This is a genomic window from Ruegeria sp. CH5, assembly GCF_056537025.1.
In genome coordinates this window covers 1,352,380-1,367,075 of record NZ_JBQFQT010000001.1, presented here as the reverse complement: position 1 = coordinate 1,367,075, position 14,696 = coordinate 1,352,380, and the positions used below count along the sequence as shown (strand labels likewise).

General features: G+C 62.7%; 16 protein-coding genes. 9 read left to right on the top strand and 7 right to left on the bottom strand.

All coding sequences use genetic code 11. From position 1 onward, the window contains the following. Window positions 1-15: 15 nt before the first annotated feature. Entirely contained in the window at window positions 16-1,239 is a 1,224-nt protein-coding gene (locus tag ACR0JC_RS06810) for a urate hydroxylase PuuD (RefSeq protein ID WP_170337809.1), read from the bottom strand. A 95-nt stretch (window positions 1,240-1,334) separates the two neighbouring features. Here ACR0JC_RS06810 and ACR0JC_RS06805 point away from each other — a divergent pair, with 95 nt between their 5' ends. Further along, window positions 1,335-2,249: a LysR family transcriptional regulator gene (locus ACR0JC_RS06805; RefSeq protein WP_170337811.1), complete on the top strand. Its 915-nt coding sequence runs from the start codon at window positions 1,335-1,337 to the stop codon at window positions 2,247-2,249. 4 nt (window positions 2,250-2,253) lie between these two features. On the opposite strand, the gene uraH is transcribed toward ACR0JC_RS06805, so the two are convergent. Further along, on the bottom strand, window positions 2,254-2,610 hold the full coding sequence (gene uraH, locus ACR0JC_RS06800; RefSeq protein WP_093963044.1) for a hydroxyisourate hydrolase: 357 nt from the start codon (window positions 2,608-2,610) through the stop codon (window positions 2,254-2,256). Window positions 2,611-2,812: 202 nt separating this feature from the next. Here uraH and puuE point away from each other — a divergent pair, with 202 nt between their 5' ends. From puuE to ACR0JC_RS06785, 3 genes are all read left to right on the top strand, one after another. Next, a complete protein-coding gene (gene puuE, locus ACR0JC_RS06795; RefSeq protein WP_170337814.1) occupies window positions 2,813-4,231 on the top strand; it encodes an allantoinase PuuE in 1,419 nt (472 codons plus the stop codon). Beyond that, window positions 4,228-4,716 (top strand): ureidoglycolate lyase, encoded by a 489-nt coding sequence (locus tag ACR0JC_RS06790; protein ID WP_170337816.1) that lies wholly within the window; start codon window positions 4,228-4,230, stop codon window positions 4,714-4,716. Before puuE ends, ACR0JC_RS06790 begins: the two co-directional genes overlap by 4 nt. 66 nt (window positions 4,717-4,782) lie before the next feature. Beyond that, on the top strand, window positions 4,783-6,210 hold the full coding sequence (locus ACR0JC_RS06785; protein WP_093962810.1) for a uracil-xanthine permease family protein: 1,428 nt from the start codon (window positions 4,783-4,785) through the stop codon (window positions 6,208-6,210). A gap of 40 nt (window positions 6,211-6,250) precedes the next feature. Here the strand turns inward: ACR0JC_RS06785 and ACR0JC_RS06780 are convergent, their stop codons facing one another. The 3 genes from ACR0JC_RS06780 to ACR0JC_RS06770 form a co-directional block, all read right to left on the bottom strand. Then, a complete protein-coding gene (locus ACR0JC_RS06780) occupies window positions 6,251-7,240 on the bottom strand; it encodes a type I glyceraldehyde-3-phosphate dehydrogenase (RefSeq protein ID WP_170337818.1) in 990 nt (329 codons plus the stop codon). A gap of 54 nt (window positions 7,241-7,294) precedes the next feature. After that, complete coding sequence (locus tag ACR0JC_RS06775; protein WP_170337821.1) at window positions 7,295-7,618, bottom strand: hypothetical protein; 324 nt, start codon at window positions 7,616-7,618, stop codon at window positions 7,295-7,297. 111 nt (window positions 7,619-7,729) lie between these two features. After that, entirely contained in the window at window positions 7,730-8,563 is an 834-nt protein-coding gene (locus ACR0JC_RS06770) for a bifunctional allantoicase/(S)-ureidoglycine aminohydrolase (RefSeq protein ID WP_170337823.1), read from the bottom strand. Window positions 8,564-8,740: 177 nt separating this feature from the next. Between ACR0JC_RS06770 and ACR0JC_RS06765 the strand changes: the two genes are divergently transcribed. Then, window positions 8,741-9,097, top strand: a complete 357-nt coding sequence (locus ACR0JC_RS06765) for a hypothetical protein (protein WP_170337825.1) — start codon at window positions 8,741-8,743, stop codon at window positions 9,095-9,097. Window positions 9,098-9,104: 7 nt separating this feature from the next. On the opposite strand, the gene ACR0JC_RS06760 is transcribed toward ACR0JC_RS06765, so the two are convergent. After that, a complete protein-coding gene (locus ACR0JC_RS06760) occupies window positions 9,105-10,040 on the bottom strand; it encodes a 2-hydroxyacid dehydrogenase (RefSeq protein ID WP_170337828.1) in 936 nt (311 codons plus the stop codon). A 129-nt stretch (window positions 10,041-10,169) separates the two neighbouring features. Here ACR0JC_RS06760 and ACR0JC_RS06755 point away from each other — a divergent pair, with 129 nt between their 5' ends. From ACR0JC_RS06755 to ACR0JC_RS06740, 4 genes are all read left to right on the top strand, one after another. Continuing rightward, complete coding sequence (locus ACR0JC_RS06755; RefSeq protein ID WP_170337830.1) at window positions 10,170-11,405, top strand: acyl-CoA dehydrogenase family protein; 1,236 nt, start codon at window positions 10,170-10,172, stop codon at window positions 11,403-11,405. Window position 11,406: 1 nt separating this feature from the next. Then, window positions 11,407-12,222 (top strand): thioesterase family protein, encoded by an 816-nt coding sequence (locus tag ACR0JC_RS06750; protein ID WP_254430688.1) that lies wholly within the window; start codon window positions 11,407-11,409, stop codon window positions 12,220-12,222. A gap of 68 nt (window positions 12,223-12,290) precedes the next feature. Beyond that, window positions 12,291-12,938: a DUF1007 family protein gene (locus ACR0JC_RS06745; RefSeq protein WP_170337833.1), complete on the top strand. Its 648-nt coding sequence runs from the start codon at window positions 12,291-12,293 to the stop codon at window positions 12,936-12,938. After that, entirely contained in the window at window positions 12,923-13,855 is a 933-nt protein-coding gene (locus tag ACR0JC_RS06740) for a nickel/cobalt transporter (protein ID WP_170337835.1), read from the top strand. The genes ACR0JC_RS06745 and ACR0JC_RS06740 overlap by 16 nt, the downstream gene beginning before the upstream one ends. Window positions 13,856-13,857: 2 nt before the next feature. On the opposite strand, the gene truA is transcribed toward ACR0JC_RS06740, so the two are convergent. Further along, on the bottom strand, window positions 13,858-14,625 hold the full coding sequence (gene truA / locus ACR0JC_RS06735; RefSeq protein WP_170337837.1) for a tRNA pseudouridine(38-40) synthase TruA: 768 nt from the start codon (window positions 14,623-14,625) through the stop codon (window positions 13,858-13,860). Window positions 14,626-14,696 lie beyond the last annotated feature (71 nt).

Sequence of the window (14,696 nt, the reverse complement as noted above, 5' to 3'; positions counted from 1 at the left end):
GTGGAAAAGCTGCCGCTACAGGCCCGCGTTTCGGAACCAGCGGATAATGGCCTCGCGGTCCTCGGGTTCCATATAGGTGACGTTGGCCGGCGGCATCGCGTGGCTGACGCCAGCCTGCAGATAGATTTGCTCGGCATTGCGCGCGATGTCACCTTCGGTTTCCAGAAAAACACCCTTGGGTGCCCAGAGGATTCCGTCCCAGACGGGCTCGCGCGCGTGGCACATGGAACAGCGCCCCAAGACTACGTCATGGGCTTCTTCAAAGCCGCTGGCCTGCACAAAGCGCTCCTCGAACGGGGTCAGAGGCTGCGCCTCGGCCTCTTCCAGCGGTTTGTACATCGGCGCAGTGGACAGCCACATGATGGCGATGAACAGCAGGGCCGTCACAAGCCAGGTCCAGGTCGGGTTGCCGGCCCGGGCGTGGCGGGTATTGAAGTAGTGCCGGATGGTGACACCCATCAGGAAGATCAGCGCCGCGATGATCCAGTTGTATTCGGTCGCAAAAGCCAAGGGATAGTGGTTCGACAGCATCAGGAAGACCACCGGCAAAGTCAGATAGTTGTTGTGGGTCGAGCGCAGCTTGGCGATCTTGCCGTATTTCGGGTCCGGGGTGCGGCCGTTTTTCAGGTCGTCCACAACGATCCGTTGGTTGGGCATGATGATGAAAAACACATTGGCCGTCATGATCGTGGCGGTGAAGGCACCCAGATGCAGCATCATCGCGCGGCCGGTGAATATCTGATTGTAGCCCCAGCCCATCGCCACCAGCAGAACGAACAGCAACAGCATCAGCAGGGTCGGACGCTCGCCCAGCCCCGATTTGCACAGGAAATCATAGATCAGCCAGCCCACGGTCAGCGACGCCGCCGAGATCAGGATGCCCTGCCACAGCGCCAGATCGGCCTTCTGTGCGTCGATCAGATACAGCTCGCCGCCCACCCAATAGACGATCATCAACAGGGCCGCACCGCTGAGCCAGGTTGCATAGCTTTCCCATTTGAACCAGGTCAGGTGGTCCGGCATCCGCTCGGGCGCCACAAGGTATTTCTGGATGTGATAGAACCCGCCGCCATGCACCTGCCATTCCTCGCCATCCGCAGGACCGGGGATGTCGCGGTTCAGGCCGAGGTCCAGCGCGATGAAATAGAACGACGATCCGATCCAGGCGATTGCCGTGATGACATGCAGCCACCGCACCGCAAATGCCATCCAGTCCCAGAACACGGCGAATTCATACATGCAAAGCTCTCCGATTGCTTGCCGACACACTAGGCAAACGGGGTTTTCTTCGGTATTCCCGTATATTGTCAAACTGTATCAAAAAAAACGAAAAGATGTCCTATCTCGACAATATCCGTACCTTTGTCCGGGTCTATGATCTTGGCAGCATGTCCGCGGCCGGACGCGATCTGCGAATCTCGCCAGCGGTGACTTCGGCGCGGATTTCCCAACTCGAAGATCATTTGGGTGTGCGATTGTTCCAGCGTACGACCCGAAACCTCAGCCCGACCGAGCAGGGCCGGGCGTTCTACCCCGGTGCGGTTGCGGTTCTGGATGCCGTGAACGAGGCCGAGGCGCAGGTCGTGCACCTGACCGAAGCGCCCCGGGGATCGCTTTTCGTAGCGGCCCCACTGGGGGTCGGGCGACGGCTGTTGGCGCCTCAAGTCCCTGAATTTCTTGCCGACTACCCCGAGATTGACGTGCGGTTGCGCCTGACGGACAGGTCTGTTGATCTCACGACCGAAGGGCTGGATCTGGCGTTCTTCATCGGTCAACCCGAAGACAGCACTTTGCGGATCCGCAAAATCGCGGATTGCCAGCGTGTCTTGTGTGCGGCGCCAGACTATGTCGCGCGCCGAGGCATGCCCCGGACCGGGGCGGAGCTGATCTCGGACCGGCACGAATGTCTGAACCTGCGATTCCCCGGGGCGACCGAGTTCCAATGGCTGCTGCAGACAGCCGAAGGACCCAAACGGTTTGCAGTGTCCGGGCGGTTCGAGTGCGACGATGGCGATGTTCTGACTGATTGGGCGCTGGCTGGGCAGGGGATCGCTATGAAACCCGTTTTTGAAGTGGCCGAGCATCTCAAGGCCGGGCGATTGGTGCCCGTCGCCGTCGACACGCCACCGGTTTCGGTCCAGATGGCGTGTCTCTACACGCATCGGCGACATCAAGACCCCAAGGCGCGCCTGTTCATGGATTTCATGATCTCGCGGATCGGCGACGTGGTGCGGATGTCGCAGGTCTGAGGGGTCAGCTGCCCCGGTAGGTCGAATACCCGAATGGCGACAGCAAAAGCGGCACATGGTAATGCGCCTCGGGGTCGGACATGCCGAACCGGATCGGTATTTGATCAAGGAAAAGAGGGTCTTCAACGGCTTGCCCGGAGGCCCGCAGGTAGTCGCCCGCAAAGAAGATCAACTCGTAGATACCGGTCTTGAAAGTCTTTTCCGGCAGGATCGGACTGTCGGTGCGCCCGTCCGCATTGGTTTCCATCTCAACCAGTTTCCGGTGCGAATTGCCGGACACGCGGTACAACGCGATTTTCAGCCCCTCGGCCGGACATCCCCGCGCCGTGTCCAGAACATGGGTCGTCAGATAGCCTGCCACGAGTTGCTCCTGCTGTTGTCTGCACGTTTCGTCTTCGGATGCCATTTTAAGCAATCCGGTTTGCATTGCCCACCTTGCGGCAAAGGCCATGGCGCAGGGAACGCCGAAACAACCGGAAACAGCGTTCGGATTGATTTGATAATCCATCACGGTTTTATGGGATAAACCGAATGGAAGCCTGAAATTGAAGACGGAAAGCAGAATGCAGCCCCCCCGATACCCCCGCGACATGATTGGATACGGAGCCAACCCGCCAGAAGCCCAGTGGCCGGGCGGGGCCAAGCTGGCAGTGCAGATCGTGCTGAACTATGAAGAGGGCGGCGAAAACTGCGTTTTGCATGGCGACGCCGCGTCCGAGGCGTTTCTGTCCGAAATCGTCGGTGCCGCACCCTGGCCCGGCCAGCGTCATTGGAACATGGAATCCATATATGAATACGGCGCTCGCGCCGGTTTCTGGCGGCTGCATCGCCTGATGGCCGACCTGCCGGTGACCGTCTATGGCGTGGCCACCGCGCTGGCGCGCTCGCCCGATCAGGTGGCGGCGATGAAATCCGCCGGGTGGGAAATCGCCAGCCACGGGCTGAAATGGGTCGAACACAAGGACATGCCCGAAGACGAGGAGCGCGCCCAGATCGCCGAGGCGATCCGCCTGCACACTGAGGTGGTCGGAGACCGTCCACGCGGCTGGTACACGGGGCGGTGCTCGGACAACACCGTGCGGCTGGTGGCCGAGGAAGGCGGGTTTGCCTATGTGGCCGACACCTACGCCGACGATCTGCCCTATTGGATGCACACCGGCGGGCGCGACCAGCTGATCGTGCCCTATACGCTGGACTGCAACGACATGCGATATGCCACGCCGCAGGGGTTCAACTCGGGCGACCAGTTCTTTGCGTATCTGCGCGACAGTTTCGATGCGCTCTATGCCGAGGGGCAGGCGGGCGCGCCCAAGATGCTGTCGATCGGTCTGCATTGCCGCGTGATCGGTCGGCCGGGCCGGGTGATGGCGCTGAAGCGGTTTCTGGACTATGCGCGCGGCTTTTCCGATGTGTGGTTCGCGACCCGGTTACAGATTGCCGAACACTGGGCCGCGCATCATCCGCCGCAGGACCGCCCGCGCCCCTCGCAGATGGACCGCGACGCCTTCGTGGCGGCCTATGGCGGCATTTTCGAACATTCGCCCTGGATCGCCGAGCGCGCCTGGGCGCTGGAACTGGGCCCCGCCCATGATACGGCGGGCGGGCTGCACAACGCGCTGGCGCGGGTGTTCCGTTCGGCCTCGCCTGAGGAACGCCTCGGCGTTCTGACCGCGCATCCGGATCTGGCGGGAAAGCTGGCACAGGCCAAACGCCTGACGGCCGAAAGCACCTCCGAGCAGGCCTCGGCTGGGTTGGACGCCTTGACCGACGCCGAGCGCGAAGCCTTCACCGATTTGAACACGCGTTACACCGAAAAATTCGGCTTTCCCTTCATCATCGCGGTGCGCGACCACGACAAGGCCTCGATCCTGCATGCGTTCCAGCGGCGCATCGAGAATGACCGCGAGACCGAACTCGCCGAGGCTTGCCGTCAGGTCGAGCGCATCGCCGAGTTCCGGCTGCGCGACGTGCCGCCCTCATGACGCGGATCATTCCTATCGCGCCGCTGACGGCCCAAGCCTTTGCACCGTTCGGCGATGTGCTTGAGGTTTCGGGCACGCCGGACAAGATCATCAACCAGGGTCAGTGCGGGCGATACCATGACCGGGCGGTTCTGGATTTCGCGGATGGGCGCGCGGGGATCAGCCTGTTCGATGCCAATCCGCGGGCATTGCCCTATCAACTGGACATGGTCGAACGTCACCCCCAAGGCAGCCAGGCTTTCGTTCCCATGACCAACCAGCCGTTCCTGGTGATCGTCGCGCCGGATGAGGATGGCGTTCCCGGCCGGCCGCTGGCCTTCGTGACGCAGCCGGGGCAGGCTGTGAACTACCATCGGGGCACGTGGCATGGCGTGCTGACGCCGCTGCACGCGCCTGGCCTGTTCGCTGTAGTCGACCGTATCGGTTCGGGTGCAAACCTCGAGGAGCACTGGTTCGACACCCCTTACGAGGTGGTTGAACGCTAAGCCAATTTTGAAGCCGTCGGAGAAGCGGCAAGACCCCCATGAGAAAACAGGGAGACAGTTGAGATCATGGCCGAAACTTCGATAGGAACACCCGATCAGCTTCGGGATCCGAATTACACGCCTGCGCTGCACAAGGCGATACCACTTGGGATTCAGCACGTTCTGGCAATGTTTGTGTCAAACGTGACCCCCGCCATCATCGTGGCCGGTGCGGCCGGGTTTGGCTTCGGGTCGAACTCGCCCGATTTTCCCGAGCTGCTGTATCTGATCCAGATGTCGATGCTGTTTGCAGGGCTGGCGACCTTGTTGCAGACCATCACGCTGGGCCCGGTTGGTGCGGCATTGCCCATCGTTCAGGGAACAAGCTTTGCGTTCCTGCCAATCATGATCCCATTGGTGGCTGGCAAGGGCGTCGAGGCCCTTGCCGCGCTGTTCGGAGGCGTTCTGATCGGCGGTATCTTTCACGCCTGCCTTGGGATGTTCATTGGCAAGATCCGCTTCGCTCTGCCGCCATTGGTCACCGGCCTTGTTGTGACGATGATCGGATTGGCACTGGTCAAGGTCGGCATCCAGTATGCGGCGGGTGGTGTCCCTGCGATCGGCACGCCGGAATACGGATCGCTGCTCAACTGGTCTGCGGCACTGGTCGTCGTGATCGTCACGCTGGGCCTCAAGTTCTTTGCCCGCGGAATGCTGTCGGTGTCTGCTGTTCTGGTCGGACTGGCTGTCGGCTATGTCTACGCCCTGATGGTCGGGATGGTGACGTTCGAAGCCATTGGAACAAGCTGGTCGCGGGCTGCTGGTTTCGCGCTGCCGGTGCCCTTCAAATATGGGTTCGAGTTTTCGCTGGCGGCGGTGATCGGCTTCTGCCTCATGGCTTTCGTGTCAGCGGTCGAAACCGTCGGTGACGTTTCGGGCATTACCAAAGGTGGCGCGGGTCGCGAGGCCACGGACAAAGAGATCGCGGGAGCGACCTACGCAGATGGTGTTGGTACGGCGGTTGCCGGTATCTTTGGCGGTTTGCCGAATACCTCGTTCAGTCAGAACGTTGGTCTGATCGCGATGACCGGTGTCATGAGTCGCCATGTCGTCACGATTGGTGCGCTGTTCCTGATCCTGTGCGGACTTGTTCCCAAGGTCGGCGCAATAATACGCACTGTTCCGATCGAAGTTCTGGGGGGCGGCGTGATCGTCATGTTCGGCATGGTGGTGGCTGCCGGTATTTCGATGTTGTCTGACGTGGACTGGAATCGCCGCAACATGGTGATCTTCGCTATCTCGCTGTCGATCGGGCTTGGCTTGCAACTGGAACCCGGCGCGGTTCAGCATTTGCCGGACACAATCCGCATCCTGATGACAAGCGGACTGCTGCCCGCAGCGCTGATCGCCATCGTGCTGAACCTCATTCTGCCGCATGAACTGGCCGAGGAGTCGACCGAAGAGGTCTCGGGCGGAATGGCCGGTCACGGCGCTGGCAGTCTGCCGCACGACTGAAACCTGTAGCTCAGCCCTGCAGCGCCAAGCGCGCTGCGGGCTATTCCGACTGGGCCATCATCCCGGCGACATCGAGCATACGGGCCGAAAAACCCCACTCATTGTCGTACCACCCGAAAACCCGAACCTGGTTTTGCCCGACGACCCGCGTTTCCGGTCCGGCAATCACCAGCGATTCCGGTCGCGCACGTAGATCAGACGAGACCAGCGGCAAGTCGGTCCAGCCGAGCACCTTTGATGCCTCGACGGCGCGGCGCAATTCGGCCGAGAACAGCTCGGGTTCCATTCCTTTTTGCAGGGTCACAACCAGATCGATGGCCGAGACGCTGGCAGTGGGCACCCGCACCGCCGCACCGGAAATTCTCCCGGCCAGATGCGGCAGAATCACGTCGATCAGATGGGTCGCGCTTGACGTTGTGGGCACCATCGACAAGGCCCCAGCCCGCGATCGCGCTAGGTCGCCGCGCGGAGCGTCCACCATCGGCTGGCTGTTGGTGTAGCAGTGAATCGTGGTCATGTGCCCAGATGCGACCCCACCGATCCCGTCCAGAAGTTTGACCAGCGGCGCCAGCGCGTTGGTGGTGCAGGACGCGTTCGATACGATCCGGGCATTGCCCAGCATGTCTTCGTTGGCACCCAGAACGATCGTTGTCTCGGCGGCCGGGGACGGGCCGGAAATCAGCACTTTGCCAGCCCCTGCCTGGAGGCCCCGGATCGCCACGTCCGAACTGCGCGCGATACCCGTGCAATCCAGCATCACGTCCACGCCGGACAGATCGACATCGGCAAGGTCGTCGCTGTGGCTCAGTGGAATCGAATGTCCATCCACCTGTAAGGCCCCGGCGCTGGTTTCGACCGAACCGGCATAGGGGCCGAACGTGCTGTCGTACTTGAACAGATAGGCACAGGTCTCCAGCGGTGCGATGTCGTTGATCAGCACCACCTGAACATCCGAACCCGCTGGCAGGGCCATGACCTGCCGCAGGATCGTGCGGCCGATGCGGCCGAATCCGTTGATTGCGAGTTTCATGCGCAAGCTATGGCAGGCCGTTTGACCGACCTCAATGCCCGTATGGCGTCGCCGCTATCCGCAGCTGACCTGCGAGAAGAACTGGCCCGAAATATTCTGGTACATGCTTGACCGGATCACCTTGCACCCGGTTGCCTGCTGGATGGCCGCAATGGCCTGAACCGTGCGCAGGCGCGGTGGCGGGCCGAACGGGTTGAGGTTGTTGTTGTCGCGGGTCGCACGATACACGACAGGGGCATCCGCAACCTGCGTCACAGCCCATGTGCGGCTCATGACGGATACGGTTTTGGTCGCTTCCTTCGCCACGACCGGGGCGGTGTCGACGGCGACCATGAGGCCGATCATGGCCAGTGCCGTCAGAGGGGCGCGCAGTTTCATCGACCAATCTCCACGAATGAACAAAGCGAAATCACCTCTGATTTCAGCAAATTCCGCCGTCCCTGTGAACCCCTGCCGACGCAAAAGCCCGTTTTCAGGACCTTTTGCAGGTCATCGTGTGGACAGTTTCAACGGCATGTGCCGATTGACGTCCTTGTACAGTAGGTACCGGAATCGCCCCGGCCCACCCGCGTAGCAGGCTTGAGGACAGAACGCGCGCAACCACATGTAGTCACCGGCCTCGACCTCGACCCAATCCTGGTTCAGTCGATAGACGGCCTTGCCCTCAAGCACATAAAGCCCGTGCTCCATGACATGCGTTTCGGCAAAGGGGATGACCCCACCTGGTTCAAACGTGACAATGTTCACATGCATGTCATGGCGCAGATCACTTGGATCCGCGAAGCGCGTGGTGGCCCAGCGACCTTCGGTGCCGGGCATTGGGGTTGGGGCGACGTCGCGTTCGTTGGTGATGATCGGATCGGGGGCCGGCAATCCGGGTACGGCCTCATAGGCCTTGCGCACCCAATGGAACCGGGCCACGGCGTCAGAGCGGTTCTGCAAGGTCCAATCGGACCCGGGCGGAATGTAGGCATAGCCGCCTTTGTCCAGCACGTGGACCTGCCCCGCAAGGGTCAGGGTAACCGACCCTTCGACGACGAAGACCACGCCTTGAGCCTCCGGGTCCGTCTCGGGCGTATCGCTGCCGCCGCCCGGCTGGACCTCCATAATGTATTGCGAAAACGTCTCGGCAAACCCGCTGAGGGGGCGCGAAAGGACCCACAGTCGGGTCTGTTCCCAAAACGGCAGAAAGCTGGTCACGATGTCGCGCATCGTGCCTTTCGGGATGACGGCATAGGCGTCAGTGAACATGGCGCGGTCGGTCAGCAGCTGAGTCTGGTCCGGAAGCCCGCCGGTGGGCGCGTAGTAGTTTTGATGAGCCATTCCTGTGCCTCAAGCTTGGTTTCCGGTTACTATGGTCGCATCAGCGGCGGGCCGATAGCGCCGGCAGTCCGATAGGTTTGTTCGGCATTATTTGAAGGTCCGGCCGCGGGGGCTTGGCCCTGATTGCATGGATGTATATTCTTGGTGCAGATCAATTTTCACGAAAGCGAGTTTCGCATGACTGTCCGGTTGCCTGCTGCCCTGTTTGCGCTGTTTTTGTCGGGTGTCGTGGGGGCGGTCGATGCCAAGCCTCTGTCCCGGATCATCGCTGAAACGGGGCTGAGCCCGGAAGACTATCAGGTTCTGGACGCGACGACGTCTTCGATGCTGTCAGGCGGAACCCCAAGCGTCGGGCAGGAGCGGAACTGGGTCAACGAGAAAACGGGCACCAAAGGCACGGTCAGGATACGGGACGTGAAGGACAACTGCGTTCACTTCCAGCACTTTGTGCAGCCGTCCGGGGCGGCGCCCAACCCGGAAATCCGCACTCGCCAGTGTAAGGATGCCAGCGGTAATTGGGTTCTGACGCCGTAATCGCGGCTCAGTAACCGCGGCTGCGATCAACCTCGTGCAGCAGGGGCTGACCTGCGCTCAGCCGCAGATAGTTCTGGGCGACATCCGCCAACGCATCACCCAGATGCCATCCCGACACATGCGGTGTGATCGTGACCGCCGGGTGCCGCCATAAGGGGCTGTCTTTGGGCAACGGCTCTTGTGCGGTCACATCGAGAACCGCGTGCCCAAGACGACCCCGGTCAAGTGCCTCGATCAAGGCCTCCTCGTCGATCAGGTCGCCACGTCCCGCATTCAACAACTGGCTGCCGTCCTTCATCGCGCCGAGCATTTCTGCGTCAAACAAGCCGATGGTTTCGGGGGTCGAGGGCAGGATCGCGCAGACATGGTCGCAACAGCGCAGTATTCCCGGCAAAGCATCCTGCCCGTGCAGACAGGTCACATCTTCGATTTGCTTGGGCGACCGGCTCCAGCCGATGACCTGGAACCCGACATCGCGCAGCATGAGGGCGGTACGGCTGCCGATATGGCCCAGCCCCAGAACTCCGACTACGGTGTCAGATGTCAGCACCGGCGCTTTCGGCCGCCACTCGGCCCGCCGCTGAGCGTCCGCGTGAAAGCCCATGTTCCGGTGAGCGTACAGGATATAGGCCAGAAACCACTCTGCGATGCCTTGCGCCGGGGCGTCCGGCTTCAGGCGGGCCACGCGGACATGCGCGGGAAGGGCGGGGTTCGACACGATTGTCTCGACCCCGGCGCCCAACTTTTGCACCAGCTGCAGATTGGGCAGGCGGCTCGCGTGATCGTCCCGCAGGCCGACAACCGCCACCATGGTGACCTCGGCCGGGTCACCAATGGTGCTTGGCGTGCGCACATCGGCAGTTGGTGCATGTCGCCGTACTTCTTCGGCAATCTCGGCATCGCTCATCCAGTCGGACAGCCCGGTATCGATCAACAACGCCATCTGCGCCCCTCTTCCGTTTCAAATTGATTGCAAGTGACGTGCCGTCACGCGGCTGGACACAGTTGCCGCAGCTAAGCCATCCTCGGCGCAAAGGTAAAGCCCGGTTCCGGGATCTACGGAGGATTCTTCATGAACATGTCATTCGTCTTGCGCGAGGAGAACCGGGCACTGCTGGAGCGGGTCCGCGACATGATCCGCAACGAGATCATGCCCTTGGAAGAGGAATACCAGGCCGAGATCAACAAAGGCGACCGCTGGCAGTATACCGAACGCCAGGCCGAGATCCTTGAAGGCTTGAAGGCCAAGGCCAAGGCGGCCGGTCTGTGGAATTTCTGGCTGACCGACAGCGAAAAGGGGTTTGGCCTGACCACAGTCGAATACGCCTATTTCGCCGAAGAGATGGGCAAGACCCCGCTGGGCGCCGAGGTGTTCAATTGTTCCGCCCCCGACACCGGCAACATGGAGGTGTTCGAGCGCTACGGCACCGAGAAGATGAAAGAACAGTGGCTCAGGCCGCTGCTCGAGGGCGAGATCCGCTCGGCCTATCTGATGACCGAGCCCGACGTGGCCTCGTCGGATGCCACGAATATCTCGATGTCCTGCGTGCGGGACGGGGATGACTATGTTCTGAACGGCGAGAAATGGTGGTCGTCCGGTGCGGGCGATCCGCGCTGCAAGGTCTACATCGTGATGGTCAAGACCGGCGGCGACGACCTGCCCAAGCACAAGCGCCAGTCGATGATCGTGGTGCCCGCCGACACGCCGGGGATCGAGGTGCTGCGCCCGATGGAAGTGTACGGCCATGACGACGCGCCGCACGGGCACATGCATATCCGGTTCACCGATGTCCGAGTGCCGGCCGAGAACATCCTGCTGGGCGAGGGCCGCGGGTTCGAAATCGCGCAGGGGCGCCTCGGGCCCGGTCGCATCCATCACTGCATGCGCGCGATCGGCCAGGCCGAGATGGCGCTGGAACAGATGTGCAAACGCGCCCTGCAGCGCGAAGCCTTCGGCAAGAAACTGGCGCAGCTGGGTGCCAATTTCGACATCATCGCCGAGTGCCGGATGGAGATCGAGATGGCCCGCCTGCTGTGTCTGAAGGCCGCGTGGTTCATGGATCAGGGCGATGCGCGCGCGGCGGCCCCGTGGATCAGCCAGATCAAGGTCGTGGCTCCGCGCGTTGCGCTGAAGGTCATTGACGAGGCGGTGCAGATGTTCGGCGGGCAGGGCGTCAGCCAGGATACGCCGCTGGCCACCGCCTGGACGCATGTGCGCACGCTGCGGCTGGCCGATGGCCCGGATGCGGTGCATCGCCGTCAGGTGGCGCGGGCCGAACTGAAAAAACATACCCAGGAAAAGATCTGAGATGCAGGACGCGGCGATGCAGCCAGTGGTGGGTGAGACCGCCTATTTCCGGGTCGCGCCCGACGGGGCCTTTGTCGGCAATGACCCGGCGCGTGGGCCGTGGTCGGCTGACCACTGTCATGCCGGCCCGGTTGCGGGCCTGATCGTGCGCGCGGCCGAGATCGAGGTCGGCCCTGACAAGATGCTGACCCGCCTGACCGTCGATCTGCTGCGCCCGCTGCCTCTGTCCGGTCTTCGCGTGGCCGCCGAGACCGTGCGCCACACCAAGACGCTGGCCACCACGCGCGTCACCGTGCATGATCTGGACGACACGCTGTGCGCCACCGCCACCACGATGCATTTGGCGCGCCGGGATTTGGGGCCGGTGCCGAATGTGGCGATCCAAGGCCCCGACCTGTCGCAGATCGAAGACGGCCCGTTTCCCATCGGTGAAATGCGGCATGACCTGCCCGGCTTTGCCCATCATTCCGAGGTGGCCTATCCCAAAGGCGGCAACCAAGGGGCGGGGCCAAAAACCATCTGGATGCGTACCCCGCCTCTGCTGCAGGGCGAAACCCCCTCGCCGATCCAGTCGCTGTGCCCGCTGGCCGATTGCGGCAACGGAATTTCGTGGAATGCGCCGACCTCGGAAATGGGGTTCATGAACACCGACCTGACGGTGCAGATCCACCGCGAGCCGACCTCCGACTGGCTCGCCTCGGACTCCGTGTCGCACTGGCAGCCCAGCGGCATCGGGATGTCGCAGTCGGTTCTGTACGATACTCAAGGCCCGATCGGCACGGCGCTGCAGACGCTGGTCCTGTTTCCGCCGAAATGAGCGGCAAAATCCGTGCTTACCGCCGAACCGCGTTGCCAGCGCCGGTCGGGCACCCTATCTTCGCGTTCATGCGCTGGATACCCACCTTGTTCGCCTGTTGCCTGCCGTTTACCGCGGTGGCGCACCCGCATGTCTTCATCGACACCGGGCTGGAATTCATCGTGGACGAGTCGGGCAACCTGACCCATGTCCGCGTCACCTGGGCCTATGACGAGTTCTACTCGCTGCTTGTGCTCGAAGACATGAGGTTGGATCAGGACGGCGACGGCGTACTGTCCGAGGCGGAGGAGCAGCGCCTCGCCGGTTTCGACGCGCAGTGGGTCGAAGGATACAACGGCGATCTGGTCATCCTGGCTGCCGATCAGCCGGTTGCCTTGTCCGGCCCGCTGGAGCCACGCGCTACGACCGAGGATGGCCGCATCGTGACCACCCATCTGCGCAAGGTCGAGGGCGACCCGGTGGTTGCCCAAAGCCTATCGGCCAAACCCTATGACGAGACATTCTATACCGCCTACGAAGTGACGCGTCCGGTCACCGTTTCCGGGCCTGAATCCTGCCGGATCGACAGGTTCGAGCCGGATATCGACGGCGAGCTGGCCCAGATGCAGGCCTTTCTGCTGACCCTGGACGCCGACTATGACCTCGAGGAGAACGACATCCCTCTGGTCGGTGAACGCTTTGCCACCGAGATCCGCGTTTCATGTCCCGCTACCTGATCCTGCCGGTCGGTCTGGCGATTGCGCTGCTGCTGTGGTTCTGGGGCAGCGGTGGTTTTGACAGCCTCGCGTCCTGGGCCGCGGGCGAGCAGCGGGAATTTCAGAACCAGATCGCCCGAGCCCTGCGGGCCGCGCGGGCCGAACAGCCCGAAGCCGTGGCCACGCTGCTGGCCGTCTGTTTTGCCTATGGGTTCTTCCATGCGGTGGGGCCGGGCCATGGCAAGGTGCTGATCGGAGGGTACGGGCTGGGCCGCAATGTCGCCTTTCTGCGCCTGTCGGCGATCAGCGTACTGTCCTCGCTGGGGCAGGCCGTGACGGCGATCGTTCTGGTGTATGCAGGCGTTCTGGTGTTCCAGATGTCGCGGCAAAGCCTTGTGGGCGCCACCGAACAGATCATGGCCCCGGTCAGCTATGGTGCGATCGCGGCCATCGGGCTGTGGCTGGTTCTGCGATCGCTGCGCAGTTTCGCCCGGCGCGGTCGTTCGGACAGTGCCCCGCATGACCATCAGCATCATCATGATCACGGGCATCACCATCACGACGGCGAGGTTTGTTCCGATTGCGGGCATCGTCATGGCCCCACCGCCGAAGAGGTGGCCCAGGTCGGCAGCCTGCGCGAGGCGTTGATCCTGATCGCCGGCATCGCCGCGCGGCCCTGTACCGGAGCTTTGTTCGTGCTGATCCTGACCTGGCAAATGGGCATCGCGGTGGTCGGCATCGCCGGGGCCTTTGCCATGGCGCTGGGCACCGCGACCGTCACCACCCTGGTTGGCTGGACGTCGTTCGGGTTGCGGGGCGGGTTGCTGGCCTCGGCCTCGGCCACGCGGTTTGCGGCCGTGTTGGCACCCACGATCGAACTGGTGGCCGGGCTGCTGATCGCGGTGATCGCGGGCGGATTGCTGCTGCGCGCGCTCTGACGTCAGTCGAAAACAGGATCGGGGTAGCCCACCCGCGCTAGGTACAAACCTTGCGGCGGGCAGACCGGCCCGCAGGCCGCGCGGTCGGCGGCCTCGAGCGCATCGCGCACGTCCTGCGGTGTCCAGGCACCTGCGCCGACCCGTTCAAGCGTGCCGACGAAACTGCGTACCTGGTTGTGCAGGAAGGACCGGGCGCGGACATGAAAATGCACCTCGGGGCCGGAAAAGCCCTGAACCTGTTCGACGCGCAGCTCGTCCAGCGTCTTGACCGGGCTGGCCGCCTGGCAGATCGAGGACCGGAAGGTGGTGAAATCGTGCCGCCCGATCAGCATGTCGGCCCCTTCCTGCATCGCGGCGACATCCAGCGGATGCCCGATCTGCCAGACCTGGCCCTTGTCATGGGTCGCGGGCGCACGGCGGATCAGGATGCGGAACAGGTATTGCCGCTCGATGGCCGAGAACCGCGCATGCCAGTCATCCGCCACCCGCGCGGCCTTGAGAATCGCCACCGGCAACGGCTTGAGGTGATAGTTCAGCGCCTCGGACAGGCGGAACGGGTCCCAGTCTTTTTCAAGGTCGCAATGGGCCACTTGCCCCAGTGCGTGAACACCCGCATCCGTGCGACCCGCGGCCGCGATCGTGTGTGACCCGGGCTGCAGTTTCGACAAGGCCGCCTCGATGGCGCCCTGGACCGAGGGCAGCTCTTTCTGCCGCTGCCATCCGGCAAACGGCTCACCTTGGTATTCGACTTTCAACGCGTATCTGGGCATGCGCTGCTGGTACCCTGCCGGACGCGCCCGGGCAAGGGCAGGCGGCAAAAGCGCTGGCAACCGGGGCAGCG